The organism is Streptomyces sp. YKOK-I1, from assembly GCF_054660435.1.
The window spans coordinates 2,853,246-2,877,152 of sequence record NZ_BAAGDR010000001.1 but is presented as its reverse complement, the minus strand read 5'-3'; the positions used below and the strand labels follow the sequence as shown (position 1 = coordinate 2,877,152).

The 23,907-nt window shown below is 72.1% G+C and carries 24 protein-coding genes; 17 read left to right on the top strand and 7 right to left on the bottom strand.

What is annotated here, in order from left to right; translation table 11 throughout:
• Positions 1-45: 45 nt before the first annotated feature.
• From ACYQ8Q_RS12395 to ACYQ8Q_RS12385, 3 genes are all read left to right on the top strand, one after another.
• The gene (locus tag ACYQ8Q_RS12395) at positions 46-1,830 is read left to right on the top strand and encodes a lytic transglycosylase domain-containing protein (protein WP_460064454.1); all 1,785 of its coding nucleotides are present in this window, start codon (positions 46-48) and stop codon (positions 1,828-1,830) included.
• A gap of 144 nt (positions 1,831-1,974) precedes the next feature.
• The gene (locus ACYQ8Q_RS12390) at positions 1,975-2,109 is read left to right on the top strand and encodes an SPW_0924 family protein (RefSeq protein ID WP_107472664.1); all 135 of its coding nucleotides are present in this window, start codon (positions 1,975-1,977) and stop codon (positions 2,107-2,109) included.
• Positions 2,110-2,130: 21 nt separating this feature from the next.
• On the top strand, positions 2,131-3,123 hold the full coding sequence (locus tag ACYQ8Q_RS12385; RefSeq protein ID WP_460064452.1) for a PorA family protein: 993 nt from the start codon (positions 2,131-2,133) through the stop codon (positions 3,121-3,123).
• Between the two features lie 58 nt (positions 3,124-3,181).
• On the opposite strand, the gene hrpB is transcribed toward ACYQ8Q_RS12385, so the two are convergent.
• Both hrpB and ACYQ8Q_RS12375 read right to left on the bottom strand, forming a co-directional pair.
• Positions 3,182-5,722, bottom strand: a complete 2,541-nt coding sequence (gene hrpB / locus ACYQ8Q_RS12380) for an ATP-dependent helicase HrpB (RefSeq protein WP_460073278.1) — start codon at positions 5,720-5,722, stop codon at positions 3,182-3,184.
• A 43-nt stretch (positions 5,723-5,765) separates the two neighbouring features.
• Entirely contained in the window at positions 5,766-6,602 is an 837-nt protein-coding gene (locus tag ACYQ8Q_RS12375) for a class I SAM-dependent methyltransferase (RefSeq protein WP_460073277.1), read from the bottom strand.
• Between the two features lie 389 nt (positions 6,603-6,991).
• Between ACYQ8Q_RS12375 and rpsA the strand changes: the two genes are divergently transcribed.
• From rpsA to ACYQ8Q_RS12355, 4 genes are all read left to right on the top strand, one after another.
• Entirely contained in the window at positions 6,992-8,482 is a 1,491-nt protein-coding gene (rpsA, locus tag ACYQ8Q_RS12370) for a 30S ribosomal protein S1 (protein WP_133910183.1), read from the top strand.
• Between the two features lie 221 nt (positions 8,483-8,703).
• Positions 8,704-9,642, top strand: a complete 939-nt coding sequence (locus ACYQ8Q_RS12365; RefSeq protein ID WP_460064451.1) for a PAC2 family protein — start codon at positions 8,704-8,706, stop codon at positions 9,640-9,642.
• A 76-nt stretch (positions 9,643-9,718) separates the two neighbouring features.
• Positions 9,719-10,327 (top strand): dephospho-CoA kinase, encoded by a 609-nt coding sequence (gene coaE, locus ACYQ8Q_RS12360; RefSeq protein WP_460064449.1) that lies wholly within the window; start codon positions 9,719-9,721, stop codon positions 10,325-10,327.
• A gap of 50 nt (positions 10,328-10,377) precedes the next feature.
• The gene (locus ACYQ8Q_RS12355) at positions 10,378-10,758 is read left to right on the top strand and encodes a tetratricopeptide repeat protein (protein ID WP_055637991.1); all 381 of its coding nucleotides are present in this window, start codon (positions 10,378-10,380) and stop codon (positions 10,756-10,758) included.
• A 15-nt stretch (positions 10,759-10,773) separates the two neighbouring features.
• Here ACYQ8Q_RS12355 and ACYQ8Q_RS12350 read toward each other — a convergent pair whose 3' ends face one another.
• Positions 10,774-11,052, bottom strand: a complete 279-nt coding sequence (locus tag ACYQ8Q_RS12350) for a DUF6343 family protein (RefSeq protein ID WP_460064447.1) — start codon at positions 11,050-11,052, stop codon at positions 10,774-10,776.
• Positions 11,053-11,263: 211 nt separating this feature from the next.
• On the opposite strand from ACYQ8Q_RS12350, the gene ACYQ8Q_RS12345 reads away from it, so the two are divergent.
• Genes ACYQ8Q_RS12345 through pip form a run of 3 tightly spaced genes read left to right on the top strand, consistent with a single transcriptional unit; the run spans position 11,264 to position 13,742 of the window.
• The gene (locus ACYQ8Q_RS12345) at positions 11,264-11,947 is read left to right on the top strand and encodes a class I SAM-dependent methyltransferase (RefSeq protein ID WP_460064445.1); all 684 of its coding nucleotides are present in this window, start codon (positions 11,264-11,266) and stop codon (positions 11,945-11,947) included.
• Positions 11,948-11,977: 30 nt separating this feature from the next.
• The gene (locus ACYQ8Q_RS12340; RefSeq protein ID WP_460064444.1) at positions 11,978-12,712 is read left to right on the top strand and encodes a uracil-DNA glycosylase; all 735 of its coding nucleotides are present in this window, start codon (positions 11,978-11,980) and stop codon (positions 12,710-12,712) included.
• A gap of 55 nt (positions 12,713-12,767) precedes the next feature.
• On the top strand, positions 12,768-13,742 hold the full coding sequence (gene pip / locus ACYQ8Q_RS12335) for a prolyl aminopeptidase (protein WP_460064442.1): 975 nt from the start codon (positions 12,768-12,770) through the stop codon (positions 13,740-13,742).
• Positions 13,743-13,778: 36 nt separating this feature from the next.
• Here pip and ACYQ8Q_RS12330 read toward each other — a convergent pair whose 3' ends face one another.
• Genes ACYQ8Q_RS12330 through ACYQ8Q_RS12320 form a run of 3 tightly spaced genes read right to left on the bottom strand, consistent with a single transcriptional unit; the run spans position 13,779 to position 14,901 of the window.
• Positions 13,779-13,976, bottom strand: a complete 198-nt coding sequence (locus ACYQ8Q_RS12330) for a hypothetical protein (RefSeq protein WP_460064440.1) — start codon at positions 13,974-13,976, stop codon at positions 13,779-13,781.
• Positions 13,934-14,140 (bottom strand): hypothetical protein, encoded by a 207-nt coding sequence (locus ACYQ8Q_RS12325; protein ID WP_460064439.1) that lies wholly within the window; start codon positions 14,138-14,140, stop codon positions 13,934-13,936. Before ACYQ8Q_RS12325 ends, ACYQ8Q_RS12330 begins: the two co-directional genes overlap by 43 nt.
• 41 nt (positions 14,141-14,181) lie before the next feature.
• The gene (locus tag ACYQ8Q_RS12320) at positions 14,182-14,901 is read right to left on the bottom strand and encodes a GntR family transcriptional regulator (protein ID WP_460064437.1); all 720 of its coding nucleotides are present in this window, start codon (positions 14,899-14,901) and stop codon (positions 14,182-14,184) included.
• A 147-nt stretch (positions 14,902-15,048) separates the two neighbouring features.
• Here ACYQ8Q_RS12320 and ACYQ8Q_RS12315 point away from each other — a divergent pair, with 147 nt between their 5' ends.
• The 5 genes from ACYQ8Q_RS12315 (at position 15,049) to ACYQ8Q_RS12295 (ending at position 21,434) form a co-directional block, all read left to right on the top strand.
• Positions 15,049-16,515: an NCS1 family nucleobase:cation symporter-1 gene (locus ACYQ8Q_RS12315; protein WP_460064435.1), complete on the top strand. Its 1,467-nt coding sequence runs from the start codon at positions 15,049-15,051 to the stop codon at positions 16,513-16,515.
• A gap of 5 nt (positions 16,516-16,520) precedes the next feature.
• A complete protein-coding gene (locus tag ACYQ8Q_RS12310; protein WP_460064433.1) occupies positions 16,521-17,243 on the top strand; it encodes an aspartate/glutamate racemase family protein in 723 nt (240 codons plus the stop codon).
• A 172-nt stretch (positions 17,244-17,415) separates the two neighbouring features.
• Complete coding sequence (locus tag ACYQ8Q_RS12305) at positions 17,416-18,198, top strand: nucleotidyltransferase domain-containing protein (RefSeq protein ID WP_460064432.1); 783 nt, start codon at positions 17,416-17,418, stop codon at positions 18,196-18,198.
• 58 nt (positions 18,199-18,256) lie between these two features.
• The gene (locus ACYQ8Q_RS12300; protein ID WP_460064430.1) at positions 18,257-18,988 is read left to right on the top strand and encodes a DUF7873 family protein; all 732 of its coding nucleotides are present in this window, start codon (positions 18,257-18,259) and stop codon (positions 18,986-18,988) included.
• Positions 18,989-19,559: 571 nt separating this feature from the next.
• Positions 19,560-21,434, top strand: a complete 1,875-nt coding sequence (locus ACYQ8Q_RS12295; RefSeq protein ID WP_460064428.1) for an FUSC family protein — start codon at positions 19,560-19,562, stop codon at positions 21,432-21,434.
• Between the two features lie 276 nt (positions 21,435-21,710).
• Here ACYQ8Q_RS12295 and ACYQ8Q_RS12290 read toward each other — a convergent pair whose 3' ends face one another.
• Complete coding sequence (locus ACYQ8Q_RS12290; RefSeq protein WP_460064427.1) at positions 21,711-22,667, bottom strand: endonuclease/exonuclease/phosphatase family protein; 957 nt, start codon at positions 22,665-22,667, stop codon at positions 21,711-21,713.
• Positions 22,668-22,916: 249 nt separating this feature from the next.
• Between ACYQ8Q_RS12290 and ACYQ8Q_RS12285 the strand changes: the two genes are divergently transcribed.
• Together ACYQ8Q_RS12285 and ACYQ8Q_RS12280 are read left to right on the top strand one after the other, a co-directional pair.
• Positions 22,917-23,573, top strand: a complete 657-nt coding sequence (locus tag ACYQ8Q_RS12285) for a DUF899 domain-containing protein (RefSeq protein WP_460064426.1) — start codon at positions 22,917-22,919, stop codon at positions 23,571-23,573.
• A 156-nt stretch (positions 23,574-23,729) separates the two neighbouring features.
• A complete protein-coding gene (locus tag ACYQ8Q_RS12280; RefSeq protein ID WP_460064424.1) occupies positions 23,730-23,906 on the top strand; it encodes a hypothetical protein in 177 nt (58 codons plus the stop codon).
• Position 23,907 lies beyond the last annotated feature (1 nt).

Here is a 23,907-nt window from a genome sequence, read left to right as displayed (position 1 = left end):
GCACACGGACACGGACGCCGGGCGTCCACGGGAGGGGTTCGCTTCATGTCGTCGGCGCATTTCGGCAGGAGGCTGCGCAAGGGAGCGGTCAACACCACCGTGGCCGCACTGGCGGTCGCGGCCCTGGCCGCGTCCCAGGCACCGGACGTCACGGCCGGCGGTGTGAGCGGGAGCGGCAGTGGACAGACCGCCGCCGACACCCCAGCGGCCGCGGAGGCGAGCACCGACGGCAGCGCCACCGGCAACTCGCCGTACTACACGGACCTGCCGCCGCTGAACAGCCCGAACCCCGCACCCAGCTCGAGCGCCACCACCAGCCCGGTCGGCACCGGCAGCTCCGAGGCGGGCATCCCCGCGACCGTCCTGGACGCCTACAAGAAGGCCGAGGCGGAACTCGCGCAGTCCAAGCCCGGCTGCAACCTGCCGTGGCAACTCCTCGCCGCCATCGGCAAGGTCGAGTCGGGCCAGGCCCGCGGCGGCAACGTCACCGCCGACGGCACCACCATCACCCCGATCCTCGGCCCGGTCCTCAACGGCAACGGCTTCGCGAACATCAGCGACACCGACAACGGCGCCTACGACGGCGACAGCACCTACGACCGCGCCGTCGGCCCCATGCAGTTCATCCCCTCCACCTGGGCCTGGGCGGGCCGCGACGGCAACGGCGACGGCAAGAAGGACCCCAACAACATCTACGACGCCGCGCTCGCCGCCGGCCACTACCTGTGCCGCTACAGCTGGGACATGTCCACCACCTCGGGCATGCGCAGCGCGATCCTCAGCTACAACAACTCGACGGACTACTACAACACCGTCATCTCGTGGCTGGAGTACTACCGCAAGGGCACCCACTCCATCCCCGACGGCACCGGCACCGTGCCCTCCGACCGCAGCGACGACCCGAGCACGCCGTCCACCCCGTCGACGCCCAGCACGCCCTCGACGCCGAGCACGCCCAGCACCCCCTCGACGCCGAGCACCCCGGCGCCCACGCCGACCGACACGGTGGACCACCTCGAGAACGCCGGCGGCACGACCAAGCTCACCGCCATGGCGGGCGACGCCTTCAGCGCGAAGGTCAGCACCCGCGCGGAGACCGCGGCCGGCAAGGCCGTCGCCAAGGTCAGGGTCCGCTTCACCATCGTCGGTGACACCGATCTCGCGTTCACCGGCGGCGAGAGCGTCGCCACCGTCGTCACCGACAGCAAGGGCGTCGCCGTCGCGCCCGCGCTCCAGGCGGGTGAGAAGACCGGCACGTTCACGGTCCGCGCCACCCTCGTGGGCCGCACGATCACCGCCGTCGACTACAAGGCCACCGTCACCGCGCGCGCCGCCGACGCCCTCGCCCGCACCGCCGACACCGCGCCGACCGCTGTCGCCGGCGGCGAGTTCGCCGACCAGGTCGCGGTGAAGGCCACCTACAAGGGCGCCGTCGCCGACAAGGTCGCCGCGACCGCCACCCTGATCACCTCGGCCGACGACCCGACCGCCAACGACAAGGGCCCCTACTTCAAGGACGCCTCCGGCAACCCCGTCCGCACCCTCACGGACCTCCTGACCGACGCGGACGGCGTGTTGCAGCTGCCCAAGCTGTACGCGGACGACACCGCCGGCACCTACCTGCTGCGCATCACGACCACCGGCGGAGCGACCCTCACGGTCGAACTGACCGTCACGGCCGCCGCGTCCACCACCCCGGACCCGGACCCGACGCCCAGCGAATCGACGAGCACGAGCCCGTCCCCGAGCGACAGCGCCACCGCCGGATCGAGCGCGAGCGCCGACGCCTCGGCGAGCGCGTCGGCATCGACGTCGGCCTCGGGGTCGTAGCCCTCACGCACCAACTCCCTTACGGCCACTGCGGCGCCCTTCCCGACGGAGGGGCGCCGCAGTGCTGTCCGACGTGTTCTCATCTCACGCGCCGGTTGCTACGGTGCCGCAACCTGACGTCCCGTCAGCTCCGGGAGGCCCGACATGCGCGCCCTGATCGCCGCCGCGACCGGTCTCGCCGTCGCGCTCGCCCTCGTCCTCACCCTCACCGCGCTCGGCACACCCACCGGCAAGACCTCACCGAAGCCGCTGCTGACGACGGTGCCCGCACACCCGTAACCGCCCCGGAGGGAGGCCGAGATGCGCCGCAAGGCAAGCCTGGTCCTGCTCGCCCTCGCCGTGTTCTTCGCGGCGCTGGCCCCGCTCGTGCGCTGGTACGCCTTCCCGCGCCTGGCCAAGATCCCGGCGAACGAATACCAGACGATGGTCCTGGAGGCGAAGAACGCCACTCTCCTCGACTACGGCACCATGACCGCCCGCACGGTCCCCAAGGTGACGATCGTGCAGACCCTCAAGGGTGATGTGGCGGCCTCCGAGAAGATCGAGAAGACCGCCGGCCGGGACGTCGTCGTCTGGGACGGCCTGTCCTACATCCAGGGCCCCGACGGCAAGATGGTCTCCAAGGTCCCCGAGCGCTACATCTTCGACGCCCACACCCAGGAGCCCGTCCACGCCACCGGGGAATCCGTCGACGGCGACCCGGTCCGCCGCGAGGGCATCGAGTTCAAGTGGCCCTTCCTGACCGAGAAACGCGACTACGAGTACTTCGACGCCCAGACCCGCACCAGCAACCCCATCCACTACAAGGGCACCCAGGACTTCCGCGGGGTGAAGGTCTACTACTTCGAGCAGACCATCCCCTGGACCAAGGTCTCCATGCCGAAGACCATGCCCGTCGCCGGCATCACCCCCGAGACCGTGGCCAGGACCGGCACCACCCGCTGGTACACGACGGTCCGCAGGTTCTGGGTGGAACCGCTCACCGGCGCACCCGTCTACGGCGAGGAGATCCACAAGGAGGAACTGCGCGGCGGCACCCTCCTCGGCGACCGGGCCAAGGTCACCGCGTTCGCGGGCCATGTGAAGATGCGCGAGGACTACACCGAGCACACCGTCGCCCTCGTCAAGCACAACCGCACCCTGGTCCTGCTCATGACGTCCTACATCCCCTGGGGCTGCCTCACCCTCGGCGCCCTGCTGCTCGCCCTGGCCCTCTGGCTGGAGGCCCGCGACCGCCGCCCGACGGGCCCACCAAGGGCAAGAACGTCCGAACGGGAACCGGTGACGGCCTGAGCGCCGAGACGCCGGCGGCGGGGCCGTCGGCCGTTCGGCCTGCTGAGTGGCCGGGCCTTTACCCTCTGAGTCGTGCGTTGGTGTGCCGCGTCGGCTCGGCGGTGGTCGGGTCCTCCGGCCACGGATGCTTCGGGTACCGCCCCCGCAACTCCGCCCGCACACCCCGGTACCCGTCCTTCCAGAAGGACGCCAGATCGGCGGTGACGGCGGCCGGCCGCCCGGCGGGCGACAGCAGATGCACCAGCAGCGGCACCCCGGCGATCCGAGGGGACTCCTGGAGCCCGAACATCTCCTGCACCTTCACCGCCAGGACCGGCCGCGCGGGATCCGTGTAGTCGATCCGGATCCCGGACCCGCTCGGCACGGTGATCCGCTGCGGCGCCAGCTCGTCCAGCCGGGCCGCCTCCCCGGACGCCCAGGGCAGCAGCCGCGCGAGCCCCTCCCCGGCGTCGATCCGGCCCAGGTCCGCCCGCCGCCGGGCCCGGCCCAGTTCGGGTTCCAGCCATTCGTCCACGCGCGCGTGCAGCGCCTCGTCCGACACCTCGGGCCACGGCTCCCCCCGATGCAGCCGCAGGAACGCCAGCCGCTGCCGCAGCGTCCGCGCCTCCGCGGACCACCGCAACAGCCCGAGACCCTCCTGCCGGAGGCCCTCCACCAGGGCGTCCCGTACGAGACCGGCGTCGGCGTCCCGCAGCGGACGCACCGTCACCTCCACCGCCCCGAGCCGCTCGACCCGCCGCGCGACGACGTCCCCGTCCGCCCAGCGCACCTCGTCCCGCTCGTCGAGCAACGCACCGGCGGCCCCGCGCGCCACCTCCTCGTCCACCACCGCCGCGAGCTGCACACGCGCGTGCCCCTTCCCCAACGGCCGGTCGGCGACGGCGACGGCGAGCCAGGGAGAGCCGCGCAGGGGCGAGCCCTCGGGGAGTTCGGCACGGGTCCCGGAGACCATGAGGTACGAACCGCCGTCAGCCTTGGCGACACGCTCGGGAAAGGCGAGGGCGGCGACGAGCCCGGCGACCTGATCGTCGGGGGCACCCGGTCCGGCCCGGCGCCCGCCTTCCAGCGAGGAGCCATGGGCGGGTGGGTGGGAAAGGTCCGCGAAGACGTGCCGCAGTCGCCGCACCTCCGCCCGCCACCGCGCCGCATAGGCGTCACCCCCACGCCGGACACTCCGCAAAGCGGCGGCCAGATCATCCCCGTACTCCCGCGGAGCCTCCTCGCTCAACAGGGCGACGACCTCCGCGGCGCGCTCCACGCCCACCGACGAGGCGCCGTCCAGCAAGGCCCGCCCCAGCCGGGGGTGCAGTCCCAGCCGGGCCAGCCGAATCCCCTTGTCCGTGGCCCGACCGACGGAGTCGACCGCCTGCACAGCCGTCAGCAGACTCCGCGCCGCCGCCATCGCCCCACCCGGCGGCGGATCCAGCAGCGCCAGCCCCGACGCCCCGGGATCGCCCCAGCAGGCCGCCTGGAGGGCGAACGCGGTGAGGTCGGCCACCTTGATCTCCGGCGCGGGGAAACGCGGCAGACGGGCGTCCTCCGCCTCCGTCCAGCACCGGTACACCACCCCCGGCGCCTCCCGCCCGGCCCGCCCCGCCCGCTGCCGCGCCGCCGCCCGCGAGGCCCGTACGGTCGCCAGCGCGCTCAGCCCGCGCGCATGGTCCACCCGCGGCTCCCGCGCCAGCCCCGAGTCGACGACCACCCGCACCCCGGGAACCGTCAGCGAGGACTCCGCGACGGAGGTCGCCAGCACCACCCGCCGCCGCTCGCCCGGGGCCAGCACCGCGTCCTGCACGGCGGCCGGCGCCCGCCCGTGCACCTGGAGCACGTCCACCCCGTCCAGGACCCCGAGCTGCCCGGCGACCCGCGCGATCTCCCCGACGCCCGGCAGGAAGCACAGCACGTCCCCGGACCGCTCGGCCAGCGCCCGCCGCACCACCGACGCCACGTGCGCCAACAGCGCCGGATCCACCCGCATCCCGTGCGGCGGCCGTACCGGACGGACCGGGGGAGCCCAGACCACCTCCACGTCGTACGCCGACCCGTGGGACTCCACCACCGGCGCCCCGCCCAGCAGCCGCGCCCACCCCTGCGTGTCGGTCGTCGCGGAGGCGGCCACCAGCCGCAGCTCGGGCCGCAGCGTCTGCCGTACGTCCCACAGGAAGGCGGCCGAGGTGTCCGCGTCCAGATGCCGCTCGTGGCACTCGTCGAGCACGACGACGTCCACACCGGCCAGCTCCTGGTCGCGCTGGAGCCGCTGCAGCAGGACACCCGTCGTGACGACCTCCACGCGCGTGTGCCGCCCGACGACCCGCTCCCCGCGCACGGTGAACCCGACGCTGTCGCCGGCCTTCTCGCCGAGCAGCCACGCCATCCGCCGGGCCGCCGCCCGCGCCGCGATCCGCCGCGGCTCGGCCACGACCACCCGCCGCGCCGGCCCCTCGCCCAGCAGCCCGGCCAGCGCCAGCGGGACGAGCGTCGTCTTGCCGGTACCGGGCGGCGCGGCCAGGACGGCGGTGCCGTGCCCGTCCAGAGCCTCGTCCAGGGCGGGCAGGGCGGCGCGCACGGGCAGCGCGGCCAGGGCGTCGTCACGGAGGATCACACCCCTAGTGTCGTACGACGGGTCCGTCCCGTACGACGCCTCAGTCCCGTGCGCAGACGAAGATCGCCGTGCCCGGGATCAGGTTGCCGCGCAGCGGGGACCAGCCGCCCCACTCGGAGGTGTTCCACACCGGCCACTCCGGCTCCGCCACGTCGACCAGGCGGAAACCGGCCGCGGCGATGTCACGGACCCGGTCGCCCAGCGTGCGGTGGTGCTCGACGTAGACCGCCCGACCCCCCTCGTCCACCTCGACGTACGGCGTCCGGTCGAAATACGAGGCCGAGACGGTCAGCCCCTCCGGGCCCGGCTCGTCCGGGAACGCCCAGCGGATCGGGTGGGTCACCGAGAACACGAACCGGCCGCCCGGCCGCAGCACCCGGCGGACCTCCCGCAGCACCAGCACCGGATCGGCCACGAAGGGCAGCGCCCCGTACGCCGAGCAGGCCAGGTCGAAGGAGCCGTCCGCGAAGGGCAGCGCCCCGGCGTCCGCGCACACCAGCGGGAACGCCCCGCCGATCCGCAGCGCGTGCTGGAGCTGGCGGTGCGAGAGGTCCAGCGCGACCGGACGCGCCCCCTGGGCGGCGAGCCAGCGCGAGCACTGGGCCGCGCCGGCGCCGATCTCCAGGACGTCCTTGCCCTTGAGGTCCTCGGCCGGGCCGAGCAGCTCGGCCTCCACCTCGTCCAGTCCCTCGGGACCCCAGACGAAGCGGTCGTCTCCGAGGAACGTGCCGTGCTCGATCTGGTACTCGTCCGCGTTGCGGTCCCACCAGCCCCGGTTGGCCCGGGAACTCTCCGTGACGTCGGCGTCGCGCCTGGTGGCCTCCGGCTCGACGGCCGGCTGGGACAGGGGCGCGGACGATGCGGGCTCTTGGATGATCGGCTCCCTCGTCGTACTCTTCCGTGCAACCCGCCCGACGGCGCCACTCGGAGTTGTCTCGGAGTGTCACCGGAGGGGCTTCCTGCGGCCTGCGTGACCTCAGGAGAAAGGTTGTGTGCCGGTTATGCGGCGTTCTGCCCCGGGTGTGCGCCTTCGCGCATTGACCCTGCCCGGCTGCCCCCGTATGCTACAAGTTGCGCTGCGGGCCTGCGCACCTCAGACGGAGCAGGCTGCGCTCGCATCTGTTGTATGTCCCCTCGGTTGTCGAGGCGCATCACCGGTTCGGCCGGTGGGGCGCTTCTTGAGCTGTCCGGCTTCATCAGAGCGATACGGGCTCCCGGCGTAGCAGTACCTACGACTTTCTGTCCGTAACCGGAGCCCTTTCCCACATGACGAGCAGCACCGAGACCACCGCCACCACCCCGCAGGTTGCGGTCAACGACATCGGTAACGAGGAAGCCTTCCTCGCCGCGATCGACGAGACGATCAAGTACTTCAACGACGGCGACATCGTCGACGGCGTCATCGTGAAGGTCGACCGGGACGAGGTCCTGCTCGACATCGGTTACAAGACCGAAGGTGTCATCCCGAGCCGCGAGCTCTCGATCAAGCACGACGTCGACCCCAACGAGGTCGTCGCCGTCGGCGACGAGATCGAGGCCCTCGTCCTCCAGAAGGAGGACAAGGAAGGCCGCCTGATCCTCTCGAAGAAGCGCGCCCAGTACGAGCGTGCCTGGGGCACCATCGAGAAGATCAAGGAAGAGGACGGCATCGTCACCGGTACCGTCATCGAGGTCGTCAAGGGTGGTCTCATCCTCGACATCGGCCTCCGCGGCTTCCTCCCGGCCTCCCTGGTCGAGATGCGCCGTGTCCGCGACCTCCAGCCCTACGTGGGCAAGGAGCTCGAGGCGAAGATCATCGAGCTGGACAAGAACCGCAACAACGTGGTCCTGTCCCGCCGTGCCTGGCTGGAGCAGACCCAGTCCGAGGTCCGCCAGACGTTCCTCACGACCCTCCAGAAGGGTCAGGTCCGCTCCGGCGTGGTCTCCTCGATCGTCAACTTCGGTGCCTTCGTGGACCTGGGTGGCGTCGACGGTCTGGTCCACGTCTCCGAGCTGTCCTGGAAGCACATCGACCACCCCTCCGAGGTCGTCGAGGTCGGCCAGGAGGTCACGGTCGAGGTCCTCGACGTCGACATGGACCGCGAGCGCGTCTCCCTGTCGCTGAAGGCGACCCAGGAAGACCCGTGGCAGCAGTTCGCCCGCACCCACCAGATCGGCCAGGTCGTGCCCGGCAAGGTCACGAAGCTGGTGCCGTTCGGTGCGTTCGTCCGCGTGGACGAGGGCATCGAGGGTCTGGTCCACATCTCCGAGCTGGCCGAGCGCCACGTGGAGATCCCGGAGCAGGTCGTCCAGGTCAACGACGAGATCTTCGTCAAGGTCATCGACATCGACCTCGAGCGTCGTCGCATCAGCCTCTCGCTGAAGCAGGCCAACGAGTCCTTCGGTGCCGACCCGGCCTCGGTCGAGTTCGACCCGACCCTGTACGGCATGGCCGCGTCCTACGACGACCAGGGCAACTACATCTACCCCGAGGGCTTCGACCCCGAGACCAACGACTGGCTCGAGGGCTACGAGACCCAGCGGGAGACGTGGGAGCAGCAGTACGCCGAGGCGCAGACCCGCTTCGAGCAGCACCAGAAGCAGGTCATCAAGTCCCGCGAGGCCGACGAGGCCGCTGCCGCCGAGGGCGGCGAGGCCGCGGCTCCGGCCGCGACCGGTGGCTCGTACTCCTCCGAGGGCGCGGACACCTCCGGTGCCCTGGCCTCGGACGAGGCGCTGGCCGCGCTGCGCGAGAAGCTGGCCGGCGGCCAGAGCTGATCGCCTGATCGCCCACTGAGCAGTAGCTCCTGACTGAGGGGCCGTACCTTTCGAGGTGCGGCCCCTCAGCCTTTCCGGCTTCCGCCCGTGGGGCTTCTCGCTCGGTTCCCCGCGCCCCAGGGGGTTGGAGGCGCCCCCCGCCGAGCAAGCACCCCTCAGGGCGGGAATGCCCACGCCCGTACGCGCGTTGACATGGAGGAACACGAGGAGGAGCGGTCCAGGTGCTTGATCCGCAGGGTTTGTACGCATGGGAGCCGAAGGGGCTGGCCGTCGTCGACATGGCGCTCGCCCAGGAGTCGGCCGGACTTGTCATGCTCTACCACTTCGACGGATACATCGACGCGGGCGAGACCGGCGAGCAGATCGTCGACCGGGTCCTCGACTCGCTGCCCCACCAGCTCGTCGCCCGCTTCGACCACGACCGACTGGTGGACTACCGCGCCCGCCGGCCGCTGCTGACCTTCAAGCGCGACCGCTGGACGGAGTACGAGGAACCCACCATCGAGGTGCGGCTCGTCCAGGACACCACCGGCGCGCCCTTCCTGCTCCTGTCCGGCCCCGAGCCGGACGTCGAGTGGGAGCGCTTCGCCGCCGCCGTGCAGCAGATCGTCGAGCGCCTCGGCGTCCGCCTGTCGGTGAACTTCCACGGCATCCCCATGGGCGTCCCGCACACCCGCCCGGTCGGCCTGACCCCGCACGGCAGCCGCACGGACCTCGTCCCGGGCCACCGCAGCCCCTTCGACGAGGCCCAGGTCCCCGGCAGCGCCGAGGCACTCGTCGAGTACCGCCTCATGGAGGCCGGCCACGACGTCCTGGGCGTCGCCGCGCACGTCCCGCACTACATCGCCCGCTCCGCCTACCCGGACGCGGCGCTCACCGTCCTCGAAGCGATCACCGCGGCGACCGGCCTGGTCCTGCCCGGCATCGCCCACAGCCTCCGCACCGACGCCCACCGCACCCAGACCGAGATCGAGCGCCAGATCCGCGAGGGCGACGAGGAGCTCACCTCCCTCGTCCAGGGCCTCGAGCACCAGTACGACGCCGCCGCCGGCGCCGAGACCCGGGGCAACATGCTCGCGGAACCGGCCGACATCCCGTCGGCGGACGAGATCGGCCTGGAGTTCGAACGCTTCCTGGCGGAACGCGAAGGCGACAACTGAGCCACCGGCGGCACGGGGCCTGGCGGGACGGGGCCTGCCGGGACGGCGGCCGTCGGCAGGCCCTAAGCTTCGCCTCATGCTGAAGGTGGGCCTGACCGGCGGGATCGGCGCCGGCAAGAGCGAGGTGTCGCGGCTGCTCGTCGAGTGCGGAGCCGTGCTCATCGACGCCGACCGCATCGCACGCGAGGTCGTCGCGCCGGGAACGCCCGGGCTCGCGGCGGTCGTCGACGCCTTCGGCGAGGAGGTGCTGACCGCGGACGGCGGCCTCGACCGGCCCAGGCTGGGCTCGATCGTCTTCGCCGACCCCGAGAAGCTGGCCGTCCTCAACGCGATCGTGCACCCCCTGGTCGGCGCCCGCTCCCGCGCGCTGGAGAGCGCCGCCCCCGAGGACGCCGTCGTCGTCCACGACGTCCCCCTCCTCACCGAGAACGGCCTCGCCGCGCTCTACAACCTCGTGATCGTCGTCGACGCGGCCACCGCGACCCAGCTCGACCGGCTGGTCCGGCTGCGCGGCATGACCGAGGACGACGCCCGCGCCCGGATGGCCGCCCAGGCCACCCGCGAACAACGCCGGAAGATCGCCGACATCGTCATCGACAACGACGTACCGCTGGCGGAGCTGGAGCGGCGCGTGAAGGACGTGTGGGCCGAGCTGACGCGCAGAGCGCGGCAGTCCACGGAATAGGGGCGCTCGTTCCGCGCGTTGAACCCTCCCAGCAAGGGAAGGATTTTTCCGTGCCCGATACCAGCGGTTCGACCGGACGTACTCCGGAGACGCATGTCATCGACTTCCGTGCCGCGGAGCAACTGCTCGCCGCACGGGACCCGCGGGGCGCGGTGAAACTGCTCGACAGTGTCATAGCCGCACACCCCGAGAACACCGCCGCCCGCCTGCTGCGCGCCCGCGCCTTCTTCGCCGCCGCCCAACTCAGGCCCGCCGAGCTGGAGTTCACCGTCGTCCTGGAGCGGGAACCGGACAACGCGTACGCGCACTTCGCGCTCGCCCGCACCTACGAGCGGCAGGGTCGCGGCGACCAGGCGAAACGCCACTTCCGTCTGGCTGCCGCACTGGACCCCAACCCGCAGTACCTCAAGGCGGCCCGCTTCGAGACCTGACCGGAGGCCCGGCGCTCACGGGTGGCGCTGCTCCGGCGGCCGGTACGGCGGGATGTCGCGACCGGGCTGGTAGTGCGGGCCCTGCCGGAGGTGCCGGAGGATCATCGCCAGATCCACGGTGACCACCACCCAGAGCACCCCACAGGCGACCGCCCAGCCCGGGCGCCCCGCGAGGGAGAACGCGGCCGTCCCGAAGATCGCCCACACCAGCCCCCACACGCTCAGCCAGGCACGCATCCGCAGTGCACTGCGCGCTGTCGTCGGCTCACTGCCCGTACGCATCGGGATCACCATTCCTCCCTTGAAACGTACTCTTCCGCCCGGACGTTCTCCAGGGAGACCACCACGAGTTCAAGGGCCACCTGCCCCAGGACTCCAGCATCGTCCGTTTCCAGGACCGGTTCCGCCTCGGGCCCCCGCTCCCGCTGTGACACGAACGGGTGAACCCGTGCGAGAGGGGAACGGCTGGCCGAGAGCGGGCCGTTGGACGGGCATGCGACTTGAGATGCGACACGGATACGCGGGCACGGGCCCCGGAGCGATCACCCCGGACGGCTGCGCGGTCGAGCTCTACTCACGGCTCCCGGTGCGGGACGAGCCGGACGTCATCGCCGCGGCGGTGCCCGCCGGCGCGCACATCCTCGAACTCGGCAGCGGAGTCGGCCGCGTCACCCACGCCCTCCTGGACCGAGGGTTCACCGTGACCGCGGTGGACGAGTCCCCCGAGATGCTGGACCGGGTCCGGGGCGCGCGCACCTTATGCGCCTCCATCGAGACCCTCGATCTCGACGAGACCTTCGACGTGGTGCTGCTCGCCTCCTTCCTCGTCCACAGCGGGGACATCGAGGTCCGCCGGGGCATGCTCCGCGCCTGCGCACGGCACCTGGCCGACGGAGGGTGCGTCCTGATCCAGCGCGAGGGCGCCGACTACCACACCGACCTGCCCCGCGAACGCGTCGACCCGACCGGCTTCACCCTGCGCATGGTCTCCTCGGACCCGATCGGCGACGGCGTCCACTCCGTCCACGCGGAGTACGCGTTCCCGGACGCGACCTGGACCCAGACCTTCCTCGCCCGCCCCCTCACCGAGGAACAGTTCGAGGAGGCGCTGGCGGAGGCGGGTCTGCAGGTCGACCGGTATCTGACGGAGGACGGGATCTGGGCGAGAGCGGTGCGTTCGGACCGATGACGTCCGGGCGGCGGCGCGTACGGTGGAGGCATGGGTGCGGCACACCGCTCGGGTCTCGCGGGCCTCGCCGGTCTCGACCGGCAGGTCGTGGGGTGCCGGGCGTGTCCTCGGCTGGTGGAATGGCGGGAGGAGGTCGCCGCCGCCAAGCGGGCCGCCTTCGCCGACTGGACGTACTGGGGCCGCCCGGTGCCCGGCTTCGGTCCGTCGGACGCGCGGCTGCTGATCGTGGGGCTCGCCCCGGCGGCGCACGGCGGCAACCGCACCGGCCGTATGTTCACCGGCGACCGCTCCGGTGACGTCCTGTACCGGGCGCTGTACGAGGTGGGGCTCGCCTCGCAGCCCACCTCCGTCTCCGCGGACGACGGGCTGCGGCTGTCCGGGGTCCGGGTGACCGCGCCGGTGCACTGCGCACCGCCCGGCAACAAGCCCACCCCCGAGGAGCGGGACACCTGCCGGCCCTGGCTCGTCCGGGAACTGCGGCTGCTGCGGCCGACGCTGCGCGCGGCAGTCGTCCTCGGCGCGTTCGGCTGGCAGGCCGCACTGCCCGCGTTCGCCGAGGCGGGCTGGGCGGTGCCCCGTCCGCGGCCGCCGTTCGGGCACGGGGCACGGGTGACCTTGGCGAGGACGGAAGGACCGCTCGAACTGTTCGGCTGCTTCCACGTCAGCCAGCGCAACACCTTCACCGGCCGGCTCACCCCCGAGATGCTCAGGGACGTCCTGCGCACGGCGGCGGAAGCGGCGGGGCTGCCCGGACAGAGGCCCTGACGGGGTGGCCGAAATCGGCGCGACCTCGGGATGGCGGGCGAACTAGGGTGCCCGGATGAGCCTCTATCCGGAGATCGAACCGTACGACCACGGCCTGCTCGACGTAGGGGACGGCAACCATGTGTACTGGGAGACCTGCGGGAATCCACGGGGCAAGCCGGCGCTGGTGCTGCATGGAGGGCCGGGGTCCGGGGCGAGTGCGTGGGCGCGGCGGCTGTTCGATCCCCAGGCGTACCGGATCGTGCTGCTCGACCAGCGGGGGTGCGGGCGTTCCACGCCGAACGCGAGCGTGTACGACACCGACATGAGCGTCAACACGACGGCTCACCTCATGGCGGACCTGGAGCTGCTGCGGGAGCGGCTCGGCATCGAGCGGTGGCTGGTGTGGGGGGTGTCGTGGGGGTCGGTGCTGGGACTGCGGTACGCGCAGACGCATCCCGGCGTGGTGAGCGAACTGGTGCTGACCGGGGTGGCGTCGGGTTCGGACGCGGAGGTGGAGCTGCTGACCCGGGGGCTCGGAAAGCTCTACCCGGAGGCCTTCGAGGAGTTCCTGGGTGTGCTGGCGGAGGGGGCGGCGCGGGAGGGGAATCTGCCCGCCGCCTACAACCGGCTGCTGGAGTCGCCGGATCCGCAGGTGCGGGAGCGGGCGGCGCGGGCGTGGACCGACTGGGAGACGGCGATCATCCCGGCGCCGCCGCGTTCGGTGGAGCGCTACGAGGATCCGGCGTTCCGCATGGGATTCGCCCGTACCGTCACGCACTACTGGGGCAACGGGCACTTCCTGGGCGAGGCGGGGGAGGCGGGGGAGGAGGGGGTGGTCCTGCGCGACGCGCATCTCCTCAAGGGCATCCCGGGCACCCTCGTCCAGGGCAGCCTCGACTTCGGCAATCTCGTCGGTGTCGTCTGGCGGCTCCACCACGCCTGGCCCGGCAGTGAGCTGGTGGTCGTGGACCAGGCCGGGCACAACGCGAGCGCGCCCGGCATCGCGGAGGCGCTGGTGGCGGCCACCGACAAGTACGCCCGCCGTTGACCGTCCACCGGAGCACCCGGGCACGCCGCCCTCGGGTCACACGATCCGTGCCGCCGACACCGGCCAGGTGTTCGTCGACTTGGCGGAGTTGACGCTCCAGCGGTAGCGGGAGAACTCGCCGGTGGTGTCGGAGGCGTAGAACATCATGTGGCCGGTGTTGTTCTCGACCGTGCCCAGGTAGTCGACCGCGATCAGGTCGCCCGCAGATGACCGGCGGCCAGCAGCCGCTGGCATTGGACCATCCGCTCGGCCTCCAGGAGGTGCGGGGCGGCGACCGGGGTGAACGGGGTGCCGAGCGGGGCGGCCGCGGCGGGGCTCCCCGCCCCGCCGATCACGCCGGTCATCGCACCCGTCCCCACGAGTGCGGCTCCGCTCAACAGCCCGCGTCTGCTGACCATGGTCCTTGTCCTCCTCCCGTTGGGTGTCCGACCCCGGGAGTCTATTCGGACGGTTGTTCGGTAGCGGTCGGCTTTCGTGGTGTCACGCGTCGGGGTGCCGTTCCGGAGAGGTCCCCGAAGAGATGCCGCACGCTGGAGCGGTAGTTGGCCTGGACGTGGCGCAGTGCGTGGGCGCGGGCCCGGTCGGGGTCGCCGGAGGCGATGGCGTCGTACAGCTCACGGTGTTCGGTGAGCAGTTGCGGCCACTCCTCGTTCTGCCGGGTGAGCCAGCGCATCCGGCCGTCGACGGGTTCCATGACCGAGATCAGCAGGCTGTTGCCCGCCATCGCGAGGATGCCGTCGTGGAAGCGGGTGTTGACGTCGGTGATCGTCTCGGCGTCGTCGGCGGCGGTCGCGGCGGCCGCCTGGTCGAGGAGGTCGCGCAGCTCGGCGAGGGCGTCCGGGGTGGCGCGGGCGGCGGCCAGTCCGGCCGCGTACACCTCCAGCGCCTCGCGCAGCTCGAACAGTTCCTTGACGTCGTCGGGGGTGAGGCGGCGGACGACGGTCCGGCGCGCCGACTCGAAGAGGACGAAGCCCTCGGCGACCAGGGACCGGATGGCCTCCCGGACCGGTACCCGGGAGACGCCCAGCCGCTCGGCCAGTTCGCGCTCGACGAGCCGGTCGCCGGGGCGCAGGCGGCCCGCGATGATGTCCTGCCGCAGGGTGGCCAGGACGCGTTCGCGCACCGCTCCGAGGGGTTCGATCTTCGCCGTGGGGCTCATGGGGCCATCTTCGCCGACCCGGGGGTGCTTTTACGGAGCCGTAACGGGACGGACATCGGTCGCACCGCTTGACGGGAGGACTATGTCCGCAGTTTGGTATACCAAACGAGGATTCCGCATCCGGTGATCCCCCTCATGGAGGCCCCCGTGTCCCTCGCCGACAGTGCCGAAGCCACCGGCGCACCCGCGTTCGTCCCCGACCCCCGGCTCACCAACGAAGACCTCGCCCCCGCCGAGAAGCGGAACTGGAAGGTCTTCGACCTCTTCGCCATGTGGATGTCCGACGTCCACAATCTCGGCAACTACACGTTCGCCGCCGGTCTGCTGGTCCTCGGCATGAACGTGTGGCAGGTCTTCACCTCCCTCCTCGTCGGCTTCGTGCTCATCTACATCGGCATGAACTGGATGGGCAGGATCGGCCAGCGCCACGGCGTGCCCTTCCCGGTCGTCAGCCGGATCAGCTTCGGCGTCTGGGGCGCCAACATCCCCGCCCTCATCCGGGCCGTGATCGCCATCATGTGGTACGGCATCCAGACCTACCTGGCGTCCGTCGCGGTCAACGTGATGCTGCTGGCGGCCTGGCCGGGCCTGGAGTCCTGGACCCACCACTCCTTCCTCGGCCTCGACGCCCTCGGCTGGGTGTCGTTCGTGTCGTTGTGGCTGATCCAGGCGCTGATCATCAGCCAGGGCATGGAGTCGGTCCGCAAGTTCCAGGACTTCTGCGGCCCCGCGATCTGGCTCGTCATGATCGCGCTCGCGGTCTGGGTGCTGGCCAAGGCCGGCTGGACCATCTCCCTCACCACGACCCCGCACCCCGTCTCCGTGGGTGAGCAGTGGCGGCAGTGGTTCGGCGCGATCGGCCTGATCCTCGCCACCTACGGCACCCTGATGCTCAACTTCTGCGACTTCTCCCGCTTCGCCCCCGACTACAAGACGGTCCGGCGCGGCAACTTCTGGGGCCTGCCCGTCAACTCCACGGCCTTCGTGGTGGTGTCGGTCATCGTCACGGCCGGCTCGCTGGAGGTGTTCGGCGAAGCCATCACCGACCCGGCCGAACTGGTCGCCAAGGTCGGCAACACCTGGGTGCTGGTCCTGGCCGCGCTGACCTTCGCCATCGCCACCATGGGCGTCAACATCGTCGCCAACTTCGTCTCCCCGGCGTACGACCTCGCCAACGTCTGGCCGCAGAAGATCAGTTTCAAGGTCGGCGGCATGATCAGCACGGTCGCCGCGCTGGTCGTCACCCCCTGGAACCTCTTCTCCAACCCGACCGTCGTCAACTACTTCCTCGGCGGCCTCGGCGCCTTCCTCGGCCCGCTGTTCGGCGTGATCATGGTCGACTACCACCTGGTCAAGCGCGGCCGCGTCGACGTGAACGAACTGTTCGACGCCACCCCCGGCTCCCGCTACTACTACCGCAAGGGCGTCAACCCCAAGGCCCTGTGGGCGTTCCTGCCCTCCGCCGGGGTCGCCGCGGTGCTCGCCCTGGTGAAGACGTTCAGCGACATCGCCCCCTACTCCTGGTTCATCGGCACGGCCCTCGCCGCCGGCCTCTACGTCCTGCTGACCCGCACCGAGCGGGCGGCCGTCCCCGAACAGCCCACGGAGGTCTGAGAAGCGTGCGGAACGTACGGATCGTCGTCACCAACTGCAACACCACGCAGGAGATGACCGAGGAGATCGTGCGAGGTGCCCGGGCCGCGGCAGGCCCGGGCACCGCCGTGCTCGGCCTCACCCCCGACTGGGGACCGGAGTCGGTGGAGGGCTGGCTCGACAGCTACCTCTCGGCCGCGGCCGTCATCGACCTCCTGCGCACCTACGACGGACCGCCCTACGACGCCGTCGTCATGGCCGGCTTCGGCGAACACGGCCGTGAAGGCGTCCGGGAGCTGGTCGACGCCCCCGTCGTCGACATCACCGAGGCCGCCGCCCACCTGGCCTGCCTCCTGGGCCGCCGCTACGGCGTCGTCACCACCCTGGAGCGCTCCTGCGGCCAGATCGAGGACAGCCTGGAACTCGCCGGCGTCGGCCGCAACTGCGCCGCCGTCGTGGGCACCGGCCTCGGCGTCCTCGACCTCGGTGACGGGGAACGCACCGAGGCGGCCTTCCTCGCGGCGGCCGAACGGGCCCGTGACGCGGGCGCGGAGGTGCTGGTCCTGGGCTGCGCCGGGATGACCGGCCTCCAGAGGACGGTGGGCGAGAAGCTGGGGCTGCCGGTCGTGGACGGCGTGGGAGCCGCGGTGAAGCTGGCGGAATCCCTGGTGCACCTGGGCCTGACGACGAGCAGAGCGGGGAGCTTCGGGCGGCCGGTACCGAAGAGGCGGGTGTGGGGGACGCACTGAGCGCGACGCACTGGGCGCGACGCACTGGGCGCGACGCCGCCGGAGCACTGGTGCCGATAACCGTTCGACACCGGCCGCGCCGCGCCGCCACCCTTGCCTCCCGGAGCGCCTCCGCCCTGCCGCGCCCCGCCCCGCCCTGCCCTGCCCCGTCATCGTGACCGCTGGGAGACCGATGCCCGTGCCCGCCCTGAGCGACGCCGAGTTCCTCGACACCACCGCCGACCGACTCGCCGCGCTCCCCGCGGTCCGGGCCGTCGCGCTCGGCGGGTCCCGGGCCGAGGGAACGCACCGCCCCGACAGCGACTGGGACCTGGCCGTGTACTACCGGGGGACCTTCGACCCCGACGACCTGCGGGCCGTCGGCTGGGAGGGGGAGGTGTCGGAGATCGGCGGGTGGGGCGGAGGAGTCTTCAACGGGGGAGCCTGGCTGACCGTCGACGGGCGGCGGGTCGATGTGCACTACCGGGACCTCGACGTCGTGGAGCACGAGTGGGCCGAGGCCGAGGAGGGCCGGTTCCGGGTGGAGCCGCTGCTGTTCCATCTCGCGGGGATCCCGAGCTATCTCGTCGTCGCCGAGCTGGCCGTGAACCAGGTGCTGCGCGGTGAGCTGCAGCAGCCCGCCGCGTACCCCGGCAGGCTCCGCCGTACCGCCCCCGAGCGCTGGTACGGAACCGCCCGCGCCACCCTCGGCTACGCCCGGGCCGCCCACGCCGCCGCCGGCCGGCGCACCGAGGCCGCCGGGGCGCTCGCCGTGGCGGCGACGCAGGTCGGGCACGCGGTGCTGGCGGCGCGGGGGGAGTGGGTGACGAACGAGAAACGGCTGCTGCAAAGGGCGGGTCTGCGGGACGTCGACGAACTCGTATCCCTTCTCGGGAACGCCGAATCCGGTGAGATCGTGACCGCGCTCGAACAGGCCGAGATCCTTTTCGGGGAAAGCGTGCGGGACGTTTCGTGAGTCAGGTGCTCGAATAATCGTTGGAAGAGAATGAGTTGCCGTTGCTACGGTCGTTCTCGTGGCGAAACTCAATCAGATCATCGCAGTCGAGAAGGGCATCAAGTCCAAGGCTCACCAGGACCTGACCGCGGCTCATCACGGGCTGCAGAAGCCCGCGTTGCTGGCCGGTATCTCGCGTACCTACCAGCCCAAGGACGAGGAGGGCGAGCAGCTGCCGCCCGAGTCGACGCGTGTGCAGGTGCAGGCCGAGGACGTGCTGCGGGAGACCGCGGCCACCCTGACCCGGCTGTTCGACGTGACCGCCACGAAGGACTGGGCCAACTGCACCGCCCGCGCCGACGTGAAGGTGGACGGACGGGTCCTCGTCGCCGACGCCCCCGTGTCCTACCTGCTGTTCCTGGAGAAGCAGCTCGTCGACCTCAACACCTTCGTACGGAAGCTGCCCGTCCTCGACGCCTCCGAGGCCTGGGTGGAGGACCCCTCCACCGACGCCTGGAAGACCGAGCCGGTGCGGACCCTGCGGACCAGGAAGGTGCCCCGCAACCATGTGAAGGCGGAGGCGACCGAGAAGCACCCGGCGCAGGTCGAGGTGTACTACGAGGACGTGCCGGTCGGTTACTGGACGACCGTGAAGTTCTCCGGAGCCCTTCCGGCCCGCCGGGTCAACGAAATCCTCGCCCGCGTGGAGAAGGTGCAGCAGGCCGTGAAATTCGCCCGCGAAGAGGCGAACGGCGTCGACGTCGTCGACCAGCGGGTGGGTGACTCGGTTTTCGGGTACCTCTTCGCATGACCCGGCTACGGCCAAGTGAATTCAGACCCCCCGGCCCACTGAGGCCGGGGTGCGCGAGGAGCGCAAGCTGAAACTGAAGCTTGTCGTGATGATCACCCATCATCGGTGATCGCAGAATCTCAGACTCTTGCTCCAGACTCAGCATTCGCCGCCGATCGCCGGATCGACCGGGCCCAGGGCCCCGGACGTCGAAATGCTGGTTCAAGTCCAGCCCGCGCAGCTCGATGCGCGGTGGTCCAAAGGCAGGACGCGACGACATCAGACTCACCTGGGTCCTCAAGCGTGCCGGCGTGCCCCATGGGCGGCATCGACAGGGGCCGGGGGCAGGCTACGCCTCCGGCCCCGCTCCCGCGCTCCCGCTCCCGCATTCCCGGCCCTTCGGCACCAGGAATGCCCTTCCGGGCGTTGCGTTCATAAAGAAAGCGGGATCCGGCCCAGCCGTCACCTCGCCGAAACGCAACCGCCCCACGACCCCCGGAACCACCCCCTACCGTGGACACCACAGCCCACCGCTGACCGCCCCGGCCACCGTCGCCCGAAGGCCCCCCGCCCTCGACACGACAGGAGCCCTGTGTCCCCGCGTTCCGCCGTTGCCGGTCGCACCGTCCTTCCGCCCTGGCTCGCCCACGCCCTGCGTGCCCAGCGCGGACCCGTCCCCTGGAACGCGGTCACCCGCGGCGCGCTGGCCGCCGGGCCGCTGCTGCTGGCCGCCGTCCTCGCCGACCGCGCCTCCCTCGGAGTCGTCGCCGCCATCGCCGCGATGCTCGCCGGGATCAACGACCGGCCCGGCAGCCGACGGGCCGCCGTCAAGCGGCTCGGTGCACCCGCCCTCGCGGGAGCGGCCGGGATGCTCGTCGGGACGTACGTCGGCGACCAAGTGGGCGCCGTCGCGCTGACGGCCGTACTGACCGCCCTGGGCCTGCTCGCCGGCGGGATGAGCGCCATCGGGCCCGTCGCCTCCGGCGCCGGGACACAGCTGCTGGTGGCGGCGGCCATCGGCGCCGGGATGCCCGTGCCCGAGGCCGGCTGGACACGCGCCCTCGCCTTCCTCGCCGGCGCCGGCTGGCTGCTCGCGCTACGGCTCGCGCTGCCCACGCCCGGCTCCCTGACCGGCGACTTCCGCTTCGACGGGGAGCGCGCCGCCGTCTCGGGGGTGTACGACGCCGTCGCCGACCTCCTCGACGCCACCGGCACCCCCCACGCCACCGCCCGCCGTGCCGCCCTCACCGCCGCCCTCGACCACGCCCAGGACGCCCTCACCGGCCCCCGGCTGCGCCGCTTCGCCAGCTCCGCCGCCGAACGGCGTCTGCACGCCCAGTACGCCGCCGCCCTGCCCCTCGCCGAGGCCGCGACCGCCCTCGCCTGGGCCGGGGACGCCGTCTCCGCCCGCGCCGCCGAAGCCCCCCGCCGGCTCGCCGCCGCCGTACGCGACAACACCCCCACCGGGCCGCTGCCCGCGCCCTCCCGGTCCGCGCCCGCGCTGCGCGCCCTCGACGACGCGCTGCTGCACGCCGCCGAGGCCTTCGACCGGGGCGGCGGAGGAGATCTGCACACCCGTCGGCGCAGTCCCCGCGATCTGCTGCGGACCGCGTTCGGGGCGGGCGGGCGCGAGTACGGCCTGCGGGTCGCCCTCTGCTTCGGAGCCAGCGCGGCCATCGCCCAGGCCCTGCACCACTCCCACTGGTACGGGCAGCACACCCACTGGTACTGGCTGCCCGCCACCGCCGTCTTCCTCGTCAAGCCCGACCTCGGACCGCTGGTGTCGCGGGTGCTGTGCCGGGCCGCCGGGACCGTGCTCGGCGCGCTGCTGTTCGCCGCGTTCGCCGCCGTGCTGCCCCGGCCGGAGGGACTCGTCGCGCTGGTCGCCGTCTGCGGGGCGCTGATCCCCGTCTCCACCCGGCACTTCGCCGCGCAGACCGCCGTCGTCACCGTGCTCGTGCTGTCCCTCGTGATGGTCGGCGGCGAGCCGCAGGCCTCTGTCAGCCGTATCGCCGAGACCCTGCTGGCCTGCGCGATCGTCATCGTCGTCGGACATCTGCCGATGCCGGGGGAGCGCGGCGGCCAGGTGCGCGCCCGGCTCACCGCGGCCACCGGCGCCGCGCACGCCTACCTCAGCCACGTCCTCGACGGCCCCGACGACCGCGCCGTCCGCTGGACCCTGCGCCGCGAGGCCTACCGCACCCTCGCCGAGGCCCGTACCGCCATCGCCCTCGCCGCGCATGAACTGCCCGCCCTCGCCCGCCACACCGAGGGCACGGACGAGGTCGCCGCCCTCCTCGAACGGCTCGTCGACACCACCACCGCCTGCGCCGTCCACCTCGACGACACCGGCCGGCTCACCCCCGGGCACCGGGCCCGGCTCACCGAACTCCTCGCCGAACTCGCCGCACGCCGCGACCGCCTGGGCCTCACGAGCCCGCCCTCCGAACTACCGCTCGCGGTCTGATGCCCGTGTCGGGGGCTGGTGCTTGCGGTCTGATGCCGGTGTCGGAGGGCTGGTGGTCGCGGTCCGACGACCGCTCGGGGGCTGGTGCTTGCGGTCTGATGCCCGTGTCGGAGGGCTGCTGGTCGCGGTCCGACGGTCAGCGTCCGAGGGCTGCCGGTCGCGGTCCGGCTGGCGCCGGGCGAGGGATGGCGCTCGCCGTCCGGCAGGCACCGTCCGTGGGCCGGCGCTCGTGGTCCGACCGGGACCGTGTCCGGGCTGACCCGGCTTCGGGCCGCGTCAGTCGATCCGCACCCACACCGGGGCGTGGTCCGACCCCGGCTCGCTGCGGTGTGCCGCCGGATCCGCCCCCACCGACGGCAGCCGAAGCACCCCCTCGGCCCCCGGTCCGCTTCCCGTCCCCGCCTCCGCCACCCGGTGGACCAGCCGATGGCTCGTCAGGATGTGGTCGATCAGCTCACGGCGCCCGGAGTCGATCCGCGAGTAGCGCCGCTCCGCGGGGATCAGCGGGGCCACGTCCCACAGCCGGGCCGCGTCGCCCCTGTCCGGTGTCTCGAAGCCCGGCGTGCCGATCTCCGACCCGGGCGGACCGAGCGGGATCTGGGTGGTCGCCGCCCGCACCTCGTCGTTCAGATCGCCCAGCACCGCCACATCGCGCGCCTGGCCGTCACCCGCCAGGAGCTCGTCGGCGAGCGCCCGCAGCGCCGTCGCCTCGGCGGCCCGGCGGTGCAGGGCGTACGCGCCGTATCGGGCCCGTTCGCCCTCGTCCCGCGGGAAGAAACGATCCCCCGGATACGACAGCAGCTTCGACTTCAGATGCGCCACCGCCACCCGCAGCGGCCCCGCCTCCGTCACCGTCTCCACCGCCAGGAACCCGCGCCCCGCCCCGTCCGACACCGCACCGGAGTCGTCCGACTGCACCGGCCGCACCTCCGGCGGGAACGCGCGCGTGTCCGCCAGCACCTCCAGCGGCGTACGGCTGATCACCCCGACCCGGATGCCCCGGCCGTCCGGGAGCGCGGAGAGCGCCACGTGCCAGGCGCCACCCACCGTCTCCAGCAGATCCGCCAACGCCTCCGGCTCACCGACCTCCTGCACGGCGAGCACCCCCGGGTCCAGCGCGGTGACCACGGTGGCGAGCGCGGCGAGCTTCGCCTCGTACGCCGCCTTGTCCTTCGGGCCGAACGGCCCTCCGGGCCGGTACAGGTTCTCCAGGTTCCAGGTGCCGAGGAGCATGCCGGGATCCCTCCGGGAGGTGTCGTGGCGCCAGCGTGCCCGGCCACCGCGCACGACGACAGGTCCGCGACACGATGCGGGCCACGGCTCACACGACGACACGACACCGGCGTACGTCGACACGATGACGCCTACTGCGCCGCCCGCCCCGGAAGTGCCCCGCACGCGAAAAACTCCCGGCGGCGCCGATGAGTTCCGCACCGCACCCCGGTCACCCCTTCGAGTCAACTGCAGTACAGGAGGGGCCCCATGGCGCATCCGGAGCTTCCGGGACTGCCGGAGATCGTCTCGCGTGAGGCATGGCGCACGGCACGCGCGGAACTGCTCGCCGAGGAGGAGGCGCTGGCCCGCGCCCGGCAGGCGCTGACCGCGCGACGGCGGCGCCTGCCCATGGTCGGGATCGGCACGGAGTACGTCTTCGAGGGCGGCGACGGCAAGGCCACCCTGCTCGACCTCTTCGGCGGACGCGGACAACTCCTGCTGTACCACTTCATGTTCGCGCCGGAGTGGGAGGAGGGCTGTCCCCACTGCTCCGCCTTCCTGGACCAGCTCGGCCACCTCGCCCACCTCACGGCCCGCGGCGTCTCCTTCGCGGCCGTCTCCCGGGCGCCGTATCCGCGCCTGCTCCAGTTCAAGGCCCGCATGGGCTGGACACTGCCCTGGTACTCGTCGTACACGAACGACTTCAACCATGACTTCGACGTCACACGGGAGCAGGACGGCGGCCTCGTCGAGCGGCCCGGGCTGAGCTGCTTCCTGCGGGACGGCGACCGTGTCTTCCACACCTACTCGGTGCACGGCCACGGCCTCGACGGGCTCGGCTCCCTCCCCGGCCTCCTGGACCTCACCGCCCTGGAACCACCGGCCGGCGCCCCCGTCCGCCATCACGACGCGTACGACCTCTGACACGCGCGGTGCCGGAGATGTCCGGAACGTGACCGGATCCTCACCGTCCGCGCCGAACCCGTGTCAACTACGTCTCAGTAACGCAACTGAGCGAGCTTTCCGGCCTCCGGAGGGCGTTAACTCCTACGGGAGTACGACGCTTTCTGGAGGTGCGAGATGGTGAACGGGCGAACCGTGCTCGAGCGCTTTCCCGCAGGCGGGCCGCGCGGATCGTGGCCCGCGGAGGAGTTCGCGCAGGCACGCCGGATGGAGGGACTGGCCGCCGAGGTCGTCATGGACCTCGCGACCGACACCTTCCTGGTGATCGTCCGGGGCGGCGACGCCACGGACTGAC